Raw genomic sequence first — 18707 nt, forward strand, 5'->3', positions numbered from 1 at the left:
ATAAGTTACTAAATTTTTAAGTTTATATTTTTCAATTACTTGTTTAATAACAATAAATTTTTCTCTAGATAATAATTTTATTTTTTCTTTAACACTCTCCTTTCTAACATATCTAACTTTTTTAATAATTCATTTTCAGCTTGAAGCAACTCAACTTTAGCCTCGAGACGAGCATATTTTTCTGCTAAAGATAATTCTTTTTCACTTGGTCTGCCAGTATTAAGTCTTCTAGTATCTTGAAGCGCAATGGCTCCGCCGTTTTTATAAGAACTTCTCCATCTTTTGCCCGCTGATCCTACTCTTTGCATACCTAAAATTTCTATATCAAATCCACATTCTTCGAATATTTGTCTCGGAAATTTACCCAATTCATTTTCTGTTATAAAAATTTTCTTAAACTCATCAGTATAAGTAATTCCTTTTGAACTTACTTTCTTAACATACTTATTTTCAGATAAGATTTTAACTTCGTCTTTAGTAAATAATTTTTTACTCATTTTCATAACCTCACGTTTAAAAAATTCTTTTATTCTATTATACATAAAAAAATCCTATGAAATAGACTTTTTTTAAATTGTCTACTTCATAGGATACATTTTACTAATTAAAGAAAGGGGTTTTTTATTTAAATTAATTAATTTTTAATTTATCTATACCTGTTTTAATTCTAGCTAAGCTTTCTTCTTTACCTAAAATATAAGCAAGTTCAAAAGCACCACCAGGAGTCATACCTTTTCCTGATAAAGCAGTTCTTAAAGGCCATAACATTTGACCATTTTTAATTCCTAGTTCTTTTACGAAACCTAAAACAACTTCTTCTAAAGTTTCTATAGTCCAATCTTCTATTCCTTCTAATATAGGAAGAACCTTTATAAGATTTTCTAAAGCAACCTCAGGATTTGTTTTCATTTTTTTATGAGTATAAAGATCTATATCATATTGTGGTAATTCATTAATAAAATCTATTTTTTCTGGTATTTGAGTTAATTGCTCTAATCTTGATTGAAGAAGTTCACTAACGTATTCAAGGTTTATTCCATCTTTTAAATCTTTATAATATGGTAAAGCTAATTTATGGAATTCTTCTTTAGGAAGATTTTTAATATATTCACCATTCATCCATTTAAATTTAGTCATGTCAAATACAGCAGGAGCTTTATTAATATGTGTATAGTTAAATGCCTTAACTAATTCTTCTAAAGAGAAAATTTCTTTATTTTCTTCAGGACTCCAACCAAGTAAAGCAACAAAGTTTATTATAGCTTCAGTTAAGAAACCTTGTTCTAATAAATCTTCGTATGAAGAGTGACCGCTTCTTTTACTTAATTTTTGATGTTCTTCATTAGTAATTAATGGACAATGAACGTATGTTGGGATTTCCCAACCAAATGCTTCATATAATCTGTTATACTTTGGTGTAGAAGATAAATATTCATTACCTCTAACAACATGAGTTATTTCCATTAGATGGTCATCAATAACATTAGCAAAGTTATATGTAGGTAGTCCATCAGATTTTATTAAAATCATATCATCTAATTCAGAGTTATCAAAAGTAATATCTCCATATATTTCATCATGGAAAGTAGTTGTGCCTTCTATAGGATTATTTTGTCTTATAACATAAGGAACTCCATTTTTTAAGTTTTCTTCTACTTCTTCTTTTGAAAGATTTACACAATGTTTATCATATCTGAATTGTTCTTTTTTTTCTTCACAATCAGTTCTTAAACCATCTAATCTTTCCTTGCTGCAGAAACAATAGTAAGCTTTTCCTTCTTCAACTAATTGTTTAGCATATTTTATATAAATATCTCTTCTTTCGCTTTGAACATATGGACCATAACCTTTATCTTTATCAGGACCTTCGTCATGAATTAAGCCTGTTTTAGCTAAAGTTCTATAGATAATATCTACAGCTCCTTCAACAAATCTTTCTTGGTCTGTATCCTCAATTCTTAATAGAAAATCTCCATCTTCATGTTTTGCTATTAAATAAGCATATAGTGCTGTTCTCAAGTTACCAACATGCATTCTTCCAGTTGGACTTGGAGCAAATCTAGTTCTTACTTTTTTACACATAGCTTTCACTCCTATTTAAGTTTATTTATATTTAGTCTTATTTTAATGTTAATTTGTAAAAGTCCAAAATTTACATAATAACATAATAGTATAATAAATATTTAATGTCAAGGCAAGTAGAATTTATACATTTATAAGCTTATTGTATATATAAATGATTAATTATATAATAGAATATGAAAATATTTAATATAATTAAAACCAATAATATAATTAAAAATATTAATGAAAATTTGAGGTGCTTATGAAAAGGTTAAATAAAGAGTTTTTTAAAAAATCATCTATGGAAGTAGGTAGGGAGCTTTTAGGAAAATATTTAGTACATAACACTTCTAGAGGAAAAATAATAGGTAAAATTGTAGAATTGGAAGTTTACGGTGGAATAATAGATAAAGCTGCTCATTCTTATAATGGAAGAAGGACTAATAGAACTGAGGTCATGTATAGTGAGGGTGGGGTATGTTATGTTTATTTAATATATGGAATGTATAATTGTCTAAATTTTGTATGTTCGGAAAAAGATAATCCAGAGGCTATTCTTATTAGAGCAATAGAGCCTATTGAGAATATGGAACTTATGTGTGAAAATAGATATAATAAGCCTTTAAAGGAATGTAGTAAAAAACAATTGATTAATTTAACTAATGGGCCAGGAAAGCTTTGTAAGGCATTAAATATAGATAGAAGCTTAAATGGAGAATCTTTAGAAAATGATACTATATATGTATTTGAAGAGAAACACGAAAGTTTTGAGATTGTGGAAACAACTCGGATAGGGATAGGATATGCAGAAGAGGCACAAGATTATCTTTGGCGTTTTTATATAAAAGATAATCCTTATGTATCTAAAAAATAAATAATTATATTAAGAGAATAGGATGTGTTTTAGGGTATGGAATTAAAAAAAATTAATGGAAATACAGGTGTAATATTAGCACCAACTAATATAGGGGTGTACACTTTTAAAAGTAAACAATGTATAATTATAGATACGGGTATAGGAAATACCTTTGCAAGAAGAATAGAATCTACTTTAGATGAACAAGGTATTAAACCTAAATACATAATAAATACGCATCATCATAGTGATCACACAGGTGGAAATAAATATTTTAAGGATAATTATCCAGGAGTTCAAGTATATACCACAGAAACTTGTAAAGTATTTTTGGAAAATCCTCACTTAGGGTCTGTGATTTTATATGGAGGATATCCTATAAAAGAAGTATTAGGAAAACCTATTTGTACACAAGTTGATTCAGTGCTGCAAGAAGGAGTTATAAAGATTAATGATGAGAAGTTTCAAATTTTAGAGTTAAAGGGACATGCAGAAGATGGCATAGGTATTGTAACACCAGATAGGGTATGTTTCTTAGGGGATAGCTTATTTAGTCATGATATCTTAGAAAAATATTCTTTTCCATTTTTATTTAATATAGATGATACTTATAAAACATTAAAAAAGATAAAGGAAATAGACGCAGATTATTTTGTTTTAGGACATGATAAGGATGTATTGGATAAAGAAAAATTTTTAAAACTTATAGATTCTAATGAAGAAAATTTAAAAAATTACGAAGAACAAATAATAGAGTTATTAGCACAACCTGCTACAAAGGAGGACTTATTACAAAATATAAGTATACTAAATGATTTACCTTTAAATGTTAAGCAATATTTTTTGAATATGTGTACAATATCTGGATTTTTAGCTTATCTTGAGGAGAAAGAAATTATTAAATGTTCTCTAGAAGAGGGTAAAATTTATTATTATGTAGGTTAGAATATTATTATTCTATTATTAGGAGGAAAAAAATATGAACAAAAAATTGAAAAGACTTTTAGGTGTAATACTTGCTATGACTTTTTCATTTTCACTAATTGCTTGTTCAAATAGCAATACAGGGGAAAAAAATAAAAAAGAGGTTAAAAAAGTAGAAGCGATGTCAAAAGAAAACAAAGAAATTAAAAATGATACTAATAAAGAGTTTGAAGAAAAGGATGCTGAAAAGAATCTTAATAAAAAAGAAATAGAAGAAAAGAAAAATAATCAGGTAAACGATAAACAGTATAAGCTTTATTTTGCGGATGAACAATGTGAAAAATTAGTTGCGGAGGAAAGAATCATTGATGATGCAACACCTAAAAAAGTATTGGAGGAACTTTTAAAAGGACCTAAAACCAAAAATCTTTTTCCAAGTATTAATACAGATATAAAAATAAATACTGTAACTATTAAAGATAATGTTGCTACTGTTGATTTTGATGAAAGCGTTTTAGGAAGGATTGCAGGAAGTACAGGTGAATCTTTAGCTATGTATGGTATTTCAAATACATTCATATTAAATAAACAATTGAATGTAGAAAAGGTAGCATTTACTTTAAATAATAAACCCATGGAAAGTTTGGGTGGACATGTTATTTTAGAAGGGCCTATAGGAGCTAATGAATCTCTTATAAAGAAATAATATAAGGTTATAGGTAAATTAGAAAATTATAATAAAAAAGATCTATAAATAATAAATTTATAGATCTTTTTTGCTATTAATAAAATTTCTTTGAATGTTTTTTAATAGTATTAACTAATAAAACTATACCTAAGATTATTAGTATTAAAACTACTAAAATTCCTGTATATATTAGAATATTATCTTTAAGTATTTGTGTTTTTGAAACTTTTGAATATAATTCATATTCTTGTTTAGAATCTTTTTGAGTTACTATTAATTTTCCAATAGCTTTATCTTGAGATAGTTTCCAAGCACTTACATTATTTAACTTGTACTCTTTTTCAGGTTTCAAATCGTTTTTATAGTATGTAACATCTTTTTTTACATCTACAGGAACTTCTAAAGTTTTTGTAGGTCCTATTATAGGTAAAACCTTATAAGGAATTTTTAAAGATGTAACAGAAGAATTGTTTTTTACAAGGACATCTTTTTTCACATTGTAACTATAATCCATAAGCTTTTCCATGTCTTCAAAAACTATGGTGTCTTTTGGGTAGTTATATTCAGAATTCATAACTACACCAACCATGTGTCTTCCATTTCTCTCATATAAAGCTACTAAACATCTACCAGCTTTGTTTGTATAACCAGTTTTACCAGCTATACAACCATTTTTGCCCACTAACTTATTTCTATTGTCTAAAAGTGCTTTATTTCCATTTTGAAAATTAACCTCACTTTGTTTTTTAGACATTGATTCTAATACCCAAGCATTGTTATATGAAGCTTCAGCTAATTTTGTTAAATCATAAGCTGTAGTATAGTGATCATTTGTATTATCATCTAATCCGTTAGGTGTAATAAAATGAGAATTGGTCATTTTAAGTTCTTTTGCTTTATCATTCATAAGTTTTTCAAAACCTTTTTGACCTCCACCTACATTATCTGCAATCATATATGCAATATCATTACCAGAAAAAAGAAGTAACGCATCCATAGCGTTTTCAGCACTTATTTCATCTCCAACCTTAACGGGATGAACATTCAATCTGTATGAAAAAGGAGGCTGTTTAAATGCTGAATCTGTATATTTTAAATTATCAGTTTTAGTTTTCTTTTCAGCAAAAACCAAAGCCGTAAGCATCTTTGTTATAGATGCAGGATAAACTTTTTGATCAATGTTTCTAGTATATATAACTTCTTTAGTATCTAAATCGTAAGAAATAGCGGCTCTGCCTTTTAAGTTAGGTAATTTTGTTTCTGATGCAAATACTTGGGATGTAGTAGTAAAACAAAGAGTTAGTGTTAATAATAGTGCAGAAATTTTTTTCCTCAATTTACATCTCTCCATTTTTTTAATTTTTAAACATAAATAGTATATCACTATAGACATAATATAACAAGGCTTTTAGTGAGGTAAGTACGGGCTCAAAAGTTTACAAAATGGATATATTTTTTATAAAATGTATGCATTTTATAAAAATAATGATATAATAATTAAAATGAAATAAAATTCAAAAAAATAAAAATATATTTCATAATAACATAATCAATTTAGATATGTTGAAAGGAATGAGGTGTTACTATGTCACGATGCCCATTTTTATCAACTTCTAAAGAAGAAGTTGGTTGTTTTAAGGAGTGCTGTTTTTATGAAGGAAGTAAGGGAGAGAAGTGTCCTTTTAAACAACTTGATCCAATTAAAAAGTTTAGGTTAAAGGGTCTAGATGAATATGATTTGTTAAATCATAAAGATAATGAAGTAGAATTTTTAAGTTTTCATATGTGGAAAAAGTAGTTATAGAAATTAAAAACGTCTTACTATGGTAAAAATATTACTTGTAAGACGTTTTTTGTTATATATTGAGCATTATTGGTTATTGATTTATAGATGATTTACAATTTGATTTACAATTTGAGGAACATTTCTTGCCACAAAAAGAATTATTAGTCATAATAGTTTTAATTAAGAAAGAATTATTTCTATATACTATAGTAACTTCTTTAATTACTTTCAATAGATCTTCAGAATAAATAATCTGTAAATCATCAATTTTATCCTCTAAATCAGTATCTTTTTTTATATCTAATAACAGTTCTACCTTATTTCTACAGCAATGGCCTTTTTTCAATCTAAGATGGGTATATTCAAGATTATCTTTTAAAAGACTTAGTATTTTTTCATAAGCCTCCTCAGAAATTCTGATCTTAAGTTTTTCTGTATTCATATTAATAGAAGTTTATTTTATTTCGTTAAACTTATTTGAATACTTATGAAGTAGATCATGTTTCAATTCCCATAGTTCCTTAGAAAGATCAACATAATAAGTATGTGGATTTTGAAATCTTAAAACTTCAGGCCAAAACTTAGATAATTCTTGTTTTACTGTTTGTTTAATTTCACTTACACTAGGATTTTTATATATAAGGTTTCCTTTGTCAAAAATTTTAACCCTTAAATCCTTAATATAGAAATTTGTTAAAGTTTTCTTTTTCCAAGTAAAAATAGGATGGAAAATGGTTAAAGGTTTATTTTCATTTATTTCTTCTTCGTTTAAGCATATTAAATCTACTATGGCTTTATCAGTTTTTTTATCAAAGATTCTATAAATCTTTTTAAAACCGGGATTTGTAATTTTTTCTTGATTTTCGCTGATTTTTATTCTTGCAAATATTTCATTATTTTCATCTTCTACTGCTACTAATTTGTAAACACCACCAAATACAGGTTCTGATCTAGCAGTAATTAAACGTTCTCCAACGCCAAAACTATCAATTTTGGCTCCATTATCTAAAACGCTTTTAATTATATATTCATCTAGTGAATTTGAAATAGTTATTTTTGCATCTGTATATCCTGCTTCATCTAACATTTTTCTAGCTTCTTTTGTAAGATATGTAATATCTCCACTATCTATTCTAATACCTATAGGACGCTTACCTAAAGGTTTCAATACTTCATCAAAAACTTTTATAGCATTAGGAAGACCAGACTTTAATACATTATAGGTATCAACTAAAAGTAAACAGTCATCTGGATAAGCTTCAGCCCAAGCCTTAAAAGCACTATATTCATCTTCAAATAATTGAACCCAACTATGTGCCATGGTTCCTATAGCAGGAATATTAAACATTTGTTCAGCAATGGTACACGCAGTAGCCGAACAACCACCGATTATTGCAGCTCTTGCACCAAAAATAGCACCATCATATCCTTGGGCTCTTCTAGATCCGAACTCCATAACAGGTTTTCCTTTAGCTGCTCTACATATTCTATTTGCTTTTGTAGCAATAAGAGTTTGATGATTTATAGTTAATAAGATCATAGTTTCTACAAATTGTGCCTGTATTATAGGTCCCTTAACTGTTACTAAAGGTTCACCAGGAAAAACAGGATTTCCTTCAGGAATAGCCCATACATCACATTCAAATTTAAAGTTTTTTAAATATTTAAGAAATTTTTCAGAAAAAAGTTTTTTTGAACGTAGATATGCTATATCTTTTTCAGTAAAAGTAAGTTCAGACAGATATTCAATTAATTGCTGTACTCCAGCCATTAAACAATATCCACCACCATCTGGAACTCTTCTAAAGAACATATCAAAATAAGCAATCTTATTACCTACATTGCTATTTAGATATCCATTAGCCATGGTAAGTTCATAGAAATCTACTAACATAGTAAGATTTCTCTCACATTCTACATTAAATGTATTATTATATTCCATAATTATCTCCTCTATTATTTTAATTAAGTAAAATATTGTCTATAATATTAAAAGATATACATTTTTAATTTTAATATGAAATTAAGATTTTGACAACTTATAAAATTACACTTAGTTTATGTGGAAATGTTAAAAAGATTACTTAAATTAAAGCTTTATTTTAATAATTTATTAGTGATTTTAATAAAAGGTTAAAATAGGGTATAGTATAGATTAAAGATTATTTAATTAGGTTGGAGAGGAAACTATGGTGGATTTAAGTTATTTAGATGAAAATCAGAAAAAAGCTGTATTATGTAAGGATAAAAATTCTATAATAATAGCTGCACCGGGATCAGGAAAAACTACTACTATAATACATAGGGTTTTTTATCTTGTGGACAAGGGAATTAGTAGAAATAATATTATTGTAATAACATTTACGAAAGCGGCAGCTATTAATATGAGACAAAGATATGAGAATAAGTTTAATACAAAAGTATCTCCATTTTTTGGAACTTTCCATAGCCTTTTTTATAAAATTCTAAAAAGAGCAGGTTATGAATTTGAGATTATTTCATCAATACATAGTAATGAACTTATTAAAAAGACATTATTAACTTATTATGATGAAGTTAGTGAAGATAAAGTTAGAGAAGTTCTTAATTATATATCATGTTTTAAGACTTCTAATTTAAGTATAGAAGAATTTTCAATTTTAAATCTTTCTAAAAAGATTTTTAAAAAGTGCTATGAGAATTATGAAAATTATAAGAAGGAACATAGGTTATTTGATTTTGATGATCTTCAAATAGAGGTATTAAAACTTTTTAGAACAAATGAAAACCTTAAATTAGGATATAGCAAGTTATTTAAGTTTATTCTTGTAGATGAATTCCAAGATTGTGATGCTATACAAATGGAAATTTTAAAGTTATTTAGTAAAGAAGGATCTTCTATTTTTGCAGTTGGAGATGAAGATCAATGTATTTATGGTTTTAGAGGATCTAAACCAGAATGTATGGTGCAATTTGATAAAATTTTTGAAAATGGAAAAAAACTTTATTTAGATATAAATTATAGAAGTCCTAAAAATATAGTAGATACATCTAAAAGTTTAATTTGTAATAATAAGCTTAGAAATAAAAAAAATATAAATTCTAATAATTTAGAACATGGAAACATAAAATTTTCATTGTTTAATTCCGAAGGTGAACAGAGTAATGTTATAGGTGATAATATAATAAAATTGGTTAGCGGAAGTAAATATTTATTTGAAGACAATATTGTAATGTATAGGACAAATGAGGAAAGTAGAAGTATTATAGATTCTTTTATTAAAAAAGGCATACCTTTTACATTAATGGATAGAGAATATAATTTTTATGATAATTTTATATGTAAAGATATACTTGCTTATTTAAGACTTGGTCTAGATATAAGGGATAAAGGAAGTTTTTTTAGAATAATTAATAAACCTTTTAGATATATAGGAAGAGATACACTTTATAAATTTAAACATAACATTTATAAGGAAAATTGTTTTGATATTTTATGTGATATGGAAGAATTAAAACCATTTCAACTTAAAAATTTAAGAGAATTAGAAAAAGAAATTGTATATTTAAATAAAATGTCTTTAAGTTCTGCTATAGATTATGTTTTATATGAACTAGACTATTATAAATATATAAAGGAATATTGTGAAAGATATAGAGGAGATTTAAGTGAATTTGATGAAATTATTAATTCTTTTAGGGAATCAGCTAGTGAATTTAAAAATATTTTAAGCTTTTTATCTCATATTGAGAAGGTAAAGGAGGAAATAAAACTTAACAAAAAGAAAGATAAAAGACAAGAGGGGGTATTACTTAGTACAATACATGGTGTTAAGGGGATGGAATTTAAAAATGTATTTTTAATTAATTGTAATGAGGAAGTTATACCCCATGTTAATTCTATGGATACTGAAGAAGGAGTTGAAGAAGAGAGGAGGCTTTTTTATGTTGGGATTACAAGAGCTAAGGAGAATTTATGGTTAAATACCTTAAAGGATAAAGGGGGAAAAGAAAAAAAACCTTCTAGATTCTTAAAAGAAATGGATATAGGTGTAAAAGAAGGTTTTTTAAACTTTAAAGTAGGGAAAAAAATAAATCATAAAGCTTTTGGAAAGGGAATTATTTCAAAGGTAGATGAAAATACTATAATTATTGATTTTGATGATGGTATGTGTAGAAAATTGGATTCTCAAATAACATATTATAATGGACTTATAGAAATATTAAGTTAGATCTTAGAAAATAAATGTGCTATACTAATTAACTTTAAAATGCGAATAAAACAAAAAAATACATACTTTAATTGACTTACAACATTAATGTGTTATACTTTAAGTGGGTATTCAATTATGGAGGGGAATTCTATGATATTTTTTAAGGATATGTGGGAAGATGTAAAAATTATTTTAAATAAAGAAGAGGAACTTAATATTAAGATTATTGAAAAATATAATAGTGGTTTTACAGTAAAGGAAGAAGATATTACTACATTTGTAACTAGGGATGACTTCGTAGATCTATGGTGTAAAATGCTATATTATAATCAAATAGAATTAAACTTAAATGATAAAGAACATTTTAAACAAAAGTACGTATATGAAATTCTTAAGAAGCTGCCTTATGTTACCGAAGAATCCGGTGTTTTGAGGTTAAATAAATAAAGGTTAGAGAAATCAATGGTTATTGAATAATACATATAAGTGGTATATAATAAAAATGATTAGGCTCATATTTTGGTTATTAAAATATGAGCCTAATCATTATGTTTTGAAAGGAGAGAGTGTATGGAATTTTTACAAAAAGCTAAAGATATAAAAAAGATATTAATAGATCTAAGACGAGATTTTCATGAAAATCCAGAATTGGATTTTGATTTATATAGAACAAATGCAAAAATTAAAGAATTTCTAGAAAAAGAGGAAATTGAATATTATGAATGTGCAAAAACAGGGATTTGTGCTACCATAAGAGGAAAAGGTAATAAAACTGTTGGTATAAGAGCAGATATGGATGCACTGCCAATTTTAGAAGAAAATGATCATGGATATAAATCTAAAGTAAAAGGTATTATGCATGCTTGTGGACATGATGCCCATACTACTATGGCTTTAGGAGCAGCTAAAATTTTAAATTCTATAAAGGATTCTTTAAATGGAAATGTAAGAATTTTTTTTGAGCCTGCGGAAGAAACTACTGGTGGAGCTAAAGTTATGATAGAGGAAGGTGCTTTAAGTGACATTAAAATAGATGGAATTATAGGACTTCATGTAGAGGAATGGATTCCATGTGGAAAAATAGGAATAAAAAAAGGCGTAGTTAATGCTGCATCAAATCCTTTTACTATTAAAATTATAGGAAAAGGTGGCCATGGTGCTTCACCACAGTATACTGTGGATCCAATAGTTATGGCATCACAAGTAATACTAAATTTACAAAGTATAATAAGTAGGGAATTGCCTCCAACTGATGCAGGGGTAATAACAATAGGATCTATTCATGGTGGAACAGCACAAAATATAATTCCGGGGGAAGTTACATTACAAGGGATTATGAGAACAGTGAGAACAGAACATAGAGAGTATGTAAAAAAGAGACTGGTAGAGATTACTGAAAGTACAGTGCATTCCATGAGAGGTGAATGTGAAATAGATATAGAGGAAAGTTATCCTTGTTTATATAACGATGATAATATGGCAGATTTACTTATAAATTCTGCAGAGAATGTTATAGGAAAAGAAAATATAGAAATTTTAGATGTACCTAATATGGGCGTAGAAAGTTTTGCATATTTTGCTATGAAAAAACCAGCTGTGTTTTATTATTTAGGGTGTGGGAATGCAGAGAAAGGAATAGTTTATCCACTTCATAATTGTAAATTTAATATTGATGAAGATTGTTTATGTATAGGGACTGCTATTCACTGTGCAGCAGCTGTAAATTTCTTGAATAGTTAATAAGGTGGTAACAAAGTAAACTTTATGAAAAAATATGGAATTTTAATGTGTACTAGTGTATAATATTAAAAGTCCTTGTAAACATAAGGAACCCTAGGAGGAAAAAGATGAAAATTGATATTGGAATAAATGAAGGTAATCAAAGATTAGATAAATTTTGTAGAAAGTTATTTAAAGATGTTCCTTTAAGTGCTATTTATAAGGGTATTAGAAAAGGTGATATTAAGGTAAATGGTAAAAAAGGTAAAGAAAAGTATATGCTACAAGAAGGTGATGTAGTAGAAATTAAGTATTTACAATCAAATAATAAAGAAAACAAAAAAGATTATATAAAAGTAGAGAAAAATGGAATAAAAATAACTTATGAAGATAGTAACATATTATTAGTTGAAAAGTGGCCAGGTGTATTGGTGCATGCTGATAAAAATGTTAATGAAATAACTTTAACAGATCATGTTCTTTCTTATTTAGATGAAAAAGGTGATTATACACCAGAAACTGAACTTACGTTTAGACCATCATCATGTAATAGGTTAGATAAAAATACTTCTGGTATTGTTATCTTTGGTAAAAATTTTTTAGCTACTAAAGATATGAATGAGATGCTAAGAGAACGCATGATAGATAAATATTATGTAGCTTTAGTAAAAGGTAGAATAAAAGATGGACGTTATGAGGCTTATATAGAAAAAAATCATAATACCAATGAATCTAAAGTATCTTTAAAGCCAAATGGAGATTGCAAAAAAATTGCCATGGAAGTCAAGGTGCTAGAAAGCGTTGGAATTTTTTCCTTTATAGAAATGAAACTTTTAACAGGAAGAAGTCATCAGCTTAGAGCACATTTAAGTTTCCTTGGTAATCCAATAGTAGGAGATCCTAAATATGGAGATAAAAAATCAAATGAGTATTTCCATAATAAATATGGATTAAACTATCAATTTTTATATTCATATAAACTTGTCTTTAGAGAATGTACAGAGAATTTAAAGTACTTGGAGAGTAAAACTATAGCAGAAAGTTTACCGCCTATTTTTAAAAGAATAAAAAAAGATGTAATGAAGTTTTAAAAAGATAAGGGTGTTATTTTATGAGTGATATTTCAATCGATCAACAATCAACCACCAAAGGATTTGCCATTTTATCCATGGCAGGTATAATAGGAAAAGTTCTTTCTATATTATATATTCCTTTTTTAAGAAAGATTATAGGAGAAGCAGGTATAGGAGTTTATAATATAGCATATACCATTTATGTATTTTTATATGTTATAGCCAATTCAGGAATTCCAGTTGCTATATCTAAGAGCATTTCTGAGTTAATAGCATTAGGAAATTACAAAGATGCAATTAGAGCTTTCAAAATTTCAAGAATGCTATTATTTATAATAGGACTTGTGTTGTCTATTGGTATGTTTGTTTTTGCCGAACCATTGAGTAAATATATGCAAGATGGAAAAACAACTGCTAAGTTAGCTATAATGGCATTGGCACCAACACTACTTGTAACGTCTATTTTAAGTACTTATAGAGGATACTTTCAAGGTAGAAGTAATATGACACCTACGGCTATATCACAAGTTGTAGAACAACTTTTTAATATTATTTTTAGTTTATTTTTTGCATATATATTTTATAATAAATTTGGTGTGGAGGCAGGTGTTGCAGGAGGTACAGTAGGTACTTTTGTAGGAGCACTTGTAGCTGTAATAATTTTAATTTTATTTTATGAGAAAAATAAAAAAATAAGAGTAGTGAAGGAACATAAAGTAGTAAAAACTAGATATTCTAATAAAAGATTGCTAAGAAAAATATTAGCATATTCTGTTCCTATGACAGTTTGTGTCGCACTTTTAAATATTGGTGCTTTATTAGACAATAAAATAATTACTCATGTGTTGCCAACAATAGGAATTAGTGAACATAATGTTGATGTAATGGTAGGATTAATATATCAATATAATACTTTAATAAATGTACCAATAGCTATAATTTCTTCACTAGCTGTAGCTGTTTTACCTGCTATTTCAGGATATGCCGCTTTAAATGACAAAAAAGCATTAGGAAGTAAAATAAGTTATGCATATAGACTATGTCTTTTAATTGCTATACCTTCAGCAGTTGGATTATTTAGTTTAAGTGGTGGGATTTGTAGATTTTTAGCATATAGTGAAAATGTAGCACCACTTTTAAGGATAGGAGCATTAAACCTAATTTTAATGGGAGTAGTGCAAATACAAACATCTATATTGCAAGGAGTAGGAAGAATTAGATTAGTTACAGTGCATGCTTTTATAGGTATAGTATTTAAAGTTATAATAGAGATTATTACTATGAAATATATAAATATAAATGCTATTTTATTAGGAAATTTTATATGTTTCGGTGTTCAAATATTATTAAATTGTAGAGCTATAAAATCTACTCTTAGAATTAAATTCCATATAGCTAAAAAGGCAATAAAAATAGCTTTCTCATCGTTGGTAATGGGATTAGTAGCCTTTTTAATGCACTATATAATTTATTCAGTATTTCATATATTTTTAGGAACTTCATATATATTTAATGCTATAGCTACAATAGTTGCTATTATAGCAGCTGTATACATTTATTTATATGTACTTATATTAACTGCAGGGATAAGAAAAAAGGATTTTGATGTATTACCAAAAAGATTAATAAAATTTATTCCTAATTTTATGCTTGTAGATTTAATATAGTAACTACAAAAATAAATTATATATAATTGAATAGTATATAATGAAAGAGCACTTTAAATTCAGTGCTCTTTTTATTTTTATTATCATTCTTCTCCTTTTTGTATAATGAAAACAGAAATAAAAAATAAAGAAAAACCTAAAAAAATTATTAGCATATTTTTTGAGAAAAAACTTAAGTGAGTTATAGATTTATTTAAAATTTTTAATATATAATATAAAAACCAAGAGGAAAGTAAACTTATTATTATATTTGGTATACTAAAATGAATAGGACACATTTTATGAATATCTATAAAGTTTAAGGTAAGAGAAACAATTCCAACTATTAAAAAGGTTATTCCAAATCCATAGATATTTATGTGAGGTATTCCTAAGAGAACATAAAATAAACATATTTCTAAAACTGAACTTATAAGAGAGTTTATTAAAACTTTTTTTTGATTTCCAAGTCCATTTAAGATACTATAACTGGAAGAGGACATATATACAAAAGGTGCTGAATAAGCTGCCAATTTTATATATTCTCCTAAATCATCTCTCCCAAAAAACATAATTCCTAAATTTTTAGGTATACAAAGACAAATAACTAAATTTCCTAGGCCTAATAAAAGTGATATAAGCATTACTTCTTTGATTCTTTTTTCAAGTCCATAAAAGTCATTTATAGCAATACTTTTGGAGATATCAGGAATAAGTAAAGTGGAAATAGACATTATTACTACCATAGGAAAAAATACTATAGTTAATGCCATTCCGGAAAATTTACCTATCATACTAAGAGCAGTAGTATATTCAATTCCAGCGGCTACAAGACGCCGTGGGATTAGTAAAGTAGAACAAGATGAAATAGCCGTAGTTAAAAATCCGTTTATACAAAGAGGAATAGCTACAACTAAAAGATTAAACAATAATTGAATACTAGATTCCTCCTTTTGTGTGGATAAATATACCTTAGTACTATGAAATTTATAATACAGACCTAAAAGTATAAAGCTAAGTAATTCTCCTAATGTTAAGGCTATATAGGAAACGGTTACAGCATATGTTATATGTTTTACGCTAAGAGCTTTAATTAAACTTACTATGGCAATCATTCTTATGGCTTTTTCAAAAACGTCTATAAAAGCAGGAACTTTAACTTTAGAAGTTCCATAAAAGTAACCTTTAAATATAGAGGATAATGCAACGAAAATTAGGGCAGGTGAAATAGCCCAAAGAGAATAAATAGTTCTATTATCTTTTATAATGTATTTTGAAATTAAAGGAGAAAAAATTAAAAATAAAACTGTAATTAAAATTCCCCAAATTAAATCAAATAAAAAAGAAATATGTACAGTTTTAATTAAATTTCCATAGTCATTTTTACTATAGTAATGGGATGCTTCTTTTGAAATTGCTGTAATCATTCCACCACAAATTAAGCAACAGAATAAATCATATATAGGCATAACTAAAGAATATAGTCCTAAACCTTCAGAACCTAACTCTTTAGATAAAATAATAGAGAATAAAAATCGTAGTACTCCAGTAGCTAAGTTTGATAATGTTAAAATAATAGAATTTTTGTAGAAGTTGTCTTTACTCATATGTTCCTCCTAAATTTATTGCAATTATTAATTCATATGAAAAAAATTTTTTTTATATGAGTAATTAAAATTTAAATTATATATTCATATAGATAGAAAAATATAAATATATATAAATAAGAATTAATTTTATGGGGTGAACTTTTTGAGTAAAATATATAAAAATTTAGTTAAAGGACTTTTAGGAATATTATTTTTGATATGTATATTTACATTAATTACTTATGGAAGAAGAAATATTGGTTTAGATTCATTTACTTGTGCTGAAGAATTTAAAGGTGATATGTATTTTAAAGGATTTAAAGATGCAGTAGATTTTACCTATAATGAAGATAATACATATTTTATAGCCTATAAAAACAAAATACAAATTTTAAATGAAAAGGGATATAGCGAGGTTTTACTAAAAAATAATAATCTTAATATAACAAGTATTGAATATAAGGATGATAAGTTATATTATGTATCGGGAACAAAAGTATATTATTATGATTTAAAAAATAAACAACAAAAAAATATTATTAAAGATATTCCTAATTATGGGGACTATAGAAAAAGTCTTTTGAAGGTTAAGGGGAATTATTTATATGTAAGCATAGGTTCTGCTACTAATTCTGGCGTAGTAGGAGAAGATAATAAATGGATAGAACAATATTCTCATAATCATGATATAACTCCTAAGGCACTTACTATTAAGGGAGATAATTTTGGAGATGAAAAGACAGGTGCATTTGTTCCATATAAAACTCAAAATATAAAAGGACAAATTTTAACTAGTTCTTTCCCAGGAAATTCATCTATTATTATATATAATTTAAAAACTAGAGCTATGGAAACTTTTGCTTGGGGCATTAGAAATATAAAAGGTCTTGATTTTAATAGTAAAGAAAAGTTGTTTGGAGTAGTAGGAGGAATGGAAAATAGAGGTTTAAGGCCGGTAAAGGGTGATTGTGATTATATATTTCGTATAGATAAGAACATTTGGTATGGATGGCCAGATTATAGTGGAGGAGATCCAATAAATTCTCCAAGATTTAAAAATAAAAATGGTGGTAGAATACCATTTATCTTAGCAAATCATCCTAGTACAAATCCTCCAGGTCCATATTATCAACATAAAAAATTAAATTCTTTAGGAACTTTAGCTATTGATAAAGATGCTATATTAAAAGAAAAAGATAGTATATACTTTTATGAAATTAATGATAATATAATATATAAAATAAATAAAAGTAATGTTACTAAGCCAGTGGTTAAACTGCCCAAAGATAGTATGATATGTAGTATAAAGTTTTGTAGTAATAAATTATTAGCACTAGATAAGAAAAAAGGAATACTATATAAAGTAGAAAACAAATAATAAACATAAACATGTGAAAAGGGGAGAATAATGATAAAGTACAAGGTAGAGAAAGCTTATGGATTTACTGCAAATAAGGCATTTAAAATGGTAAATCCCATAAAAAAAATATTAATAAAAACAAAGTGCTTAATGCATAGATTCTTAAATCAACAGGCACTTGAAATACTAAAAAAAGAAGAATACTTAGATGAATATAATTTTTATAAGAATTATATTGATAATTTAAATGAGGGAGTTACATGGGCAGATCAAGATTTTAGAAGTATAAATCATTTTTTTCACTATAAATATAAAAAAGGGTTGTTTGGATTTTCTAATGCTTTACAAGAAAGTGAGAAATTTTATAATCTAAGTTTAAAATATTTAAAAAGAGGAGATATTAAAAAGAGTATGTTTTACTTAGGGGCATGTTGCCATTTAATTCAAGATTGCACAGTTCCTCATCATGTAAACAATAAGCTTTTAAAACAACATAGAAAATTTGAACAATGGATTATTACAGAAGTTATATATAATAAAAGATTTTTTCAACTAGGGAATGTTATTAAATACGATAACTTAGAAAATTATATAGTTAATAATGCTGAAAATGCTAATGCAACTTATATGCTTTATAGAGATATTTTAGATTTAGATAAGAGGTATTATAAGATGGCAAATAGTAGTATTTACAGAGCTAAAAGTACTACGGCAGGTTTTTTGATAACTTACTATAATGATATAGTTAAAAAATATTGGGCAAATAACTAAGGTTATTTGCCTTTTTTTTACATTATAAGTATAATAGT

Annotated in this window: 16 protein-coding genes and 1 pseudogene; 11 read left to right on the top strand and 6 right to left on the bottom strand. The window is 26.6% G+C overall.

Annotated features, from left to right (window positions below):
• A pseudogene (locus tag QOZ93_RS04415) lies at positions 1-497 on the bottom strand (HTH domain-containing protein); the annotation flags it as partial.
• 133 nt (positions 498-630) lie between these two features.
• On the bottom strand, positions 631-2082 hold the full coding sequence (gene gltX / locus QOZ93_RS04420) for a glutamate--tRNA ligase (protein WP_307355260.1): 1452 nt from the start codon (positions 2080-2082) through the stop codon (positions 631-633).
• Positions 2083-2326: 244 nt separating this feature from the next.
• Here gltX and QOZ93_RS04425 point away from each other — a divergent pair, with 244 nt between their 5' ends.
• From QOZ93_RS04425 to QOZ93_RS04435, 3 genes are read left to right on the top strand one after another with little or no spacing between them, the layout of a single operon-like run.
• A complete protein-coding gene (locus QOZ93_RS04425; RefSeq protein WP_307355261.1) occupies positions 2327-2938 on the top strand; it encodes a DNA-3-methyladenine glycosylase in 612 nt (203 codons plus the stop codon).
• A 36-nt stretch (positions 2939-2974) separates the two neighbouring features.
• Positions 2975-3865, top strand: coding sequence for an MBL fold metallo-hydrolase (locus QOZ93_RS04430; RefSeq protein WP_307355262.1), 891 nt, complete (start codon positions 2975-2977; stop codon positions 3863-3865).
• 34 nt (positions 3866-3899) lie between these two features.
• Positions 3900-4550 (top strand): GerMN domain-containing protein, encoded by a 651-nt coding sequence (locus QOZ93_RS04435; protein WP_307355263.1) that lies wholly within the window; start codon positions 3900-3902, stop codon positions 4548-4550.
• Between the two features lie 76 nt (positions 4551-4626).
• Here the strand turns inward: QOZ93_RS04435 and QOZ93_RS04440 are convergent, their stop codons facing one another.
• Positions 4627-5868 carry a D-alanyl-D-alanine carboxypeptidase family protein gene (locus QOZ93_RS04440; protein ID WP_307355264.1) on the bottom strand — a complete coding sequence of 414 codons (1242 nt, stop codon included), beginning with the start codon at positions 5866-5868 and terminating at the stop codon, positions 4627-4629.
• A gap of 249 nt (positions 5869-6117) precedes the next feature.
• Between QOZ93_RS04440 and QOZ93_RS04445 the strand changes: the two genes are divergently transcribed.
• Complete coding sequence (locus QOZ93_RS04445) at positions 6118-6330, top strand: hypothetical protein (RefSeq protein WP_111941522.1); 213 nt, start codon at positions 6118-6120, stop codon at positions 6328-6330.
• Between the two features lie 79 nt (positions 6331-6409).
• Here QOZ93_RS04445 and QOZ93_RS04450 read toward each other — a convergent pair whose 3' ends face one another.
• Positions 6410-6760 carry a hypothetical protein gene (locus tag QOZ93_RS04450; protein ID WP_307355265.1) on the bottom strand — a complete coding sequence of 117 codons (351 nt, stop codon included), beginning with the start codon at positions 6758-6760 and terminating at the stop codon, positions 6410-6412.
• Between the two features lie 12 nt (positions 6761-6772).
• A complete protein-coding gene (locus tag QOZ93_RS04455) occupies positions 6773-8260 on the bottom strand; it encodes a nicotinate phosphoribosyltransferase (protein WP_307355266.1) in 1488 nt (495 codons plus the stop codon).
• 247 nt (positions 8261-8507) lie between these two features.
• Here QOZ93_RS04455 and QOZ93_RS04460 point away from each other — a divergent pair, with 247 nt between their 5' ends.
• The 5 genes from QOZ93_RS04460 to QOZ93_RS04480 all read left to right on the top strand — a co-directional run bounded on the left by QOZ93_RS04460 (position 8508) and on the right by QOZ93_RS04480 (position 14970).
• The gene (locus tag QOZ93_RS04460) at positions 8508-10529 is read left to right on the top strand and encodes an ATP-dependent helicase (RefSeq protein ID WP_307355267.1); all 2022 of its coding nucleotides are present in this window, start codon (positions 8508-8510) and stop codon (positions 10527-10529) included.
• A 132-nt stretch (positions 10530-10661) separates the two neighbouring features.
• The gene (locus QOZ93_RS04465) at positions 10662-10958 is read left to right on the top strand and encodes a hypothetical protein (protein WP_111941530.1); all 297 of its coding nucleotides are present in this window, start codon (positions 10662-10664) and stop codon (positions 10956-10958) included.
• A gap of 123 nt (positions 10959-11081) precedes the next feature.
• The gene (locus tag QOZ93_RS04470) at positions 11082-12251 is read left to right on the top strand and encodes a M20 metallopeptidase family protein (protein WP_307355268.1); all 1170 of its coding nucleotides are present in this window, start codon (positions 11082-11084) and stop codon (positions 12249-12251) included.
• Positions 12252-12358: 107 nt separating this feature from the next.
• A complete protein-coding gene (locus QOZ93_RS04475) occupies positions 12359-13321 on the top strand; it encodes an RluA family pseudouridine synthase (RefSeq protein ID WP_111941534.1) in 963 nt (320 codons plus the stop codon).
• Positions 13322-13341: 20 nt separating this feature from the next.
• The gene (locus QOZ93_RS04480; RefSeq protein ID WP_307355269.1) at positions 13342-14970 is read left to right on the top strand and encodes a putative polysaccharide biosynthesis protein; all 1629 of its coding nucleotides are present in this window, start codon (positions 13342-13344) and stop codon (positions 14968-14970) included.
• A gap of 83 nt (positions 14971-15053) precedes the next feature.
• On the opposite strand, the gene spoVB is transcribed toward QOZ93_RS04480, so the two are convergent.
• The gene (gene spoVB, locus QOZ93_RS04485; RefSeq protein ID WP_307355270.1) at positions 15054-16556 is read right to left on the bottom strand and encodes a stage V sporulation protein B; all 1503 of its coding nucleotides are present in this window, start codon (positions 16554-16556) and stop codon (positions 15054-15056) included.
• 145 nt (positions 16557-16701) lie between these two features.
• Here spoVB and QOZ93_RS04490 point away from each other — a divergent pair, with 145 nt between their 5' ends.
• Both QOZ93_RS04490 and QOZ93_RS04495 read left to right on the top strand, forming a co-directional pair.
• A complete protein-coding gene (locus QOZ93_RS04490) occupies positions 16702-17916 on the top strand; it encodes a PQQ-dependent sugar dehydrogenase family protein (protein WP_307355271.1) in 1215 nt (404 codons plus the stop codon).
• A gap of 30 nt (positions 17917-17946) precedes the next feature.
• Positions 17947-18669: a zinc dependent phospholipase C family protein gene (locus tag QOZ93_RS04495; protein ID WP_307355272.1), complete on the top strand. Its 723-nt coding sequence runs from the start codon at positions 17947-17949 to the stop codon at positions 18667-18669.
• Positions 18670-18707: the final 38 nt, after the last annotated feature.

The sequence above is a fragment of the Hathewaya limosa genome (assembly GCF_030815255.1).
GTDB classification, from domain to species: domain Bacteria; phylum Bacillota; class Clostridia; order Clostridiales; family Clostridiaceae; genus Hathewaya; species Hathewaya limosa.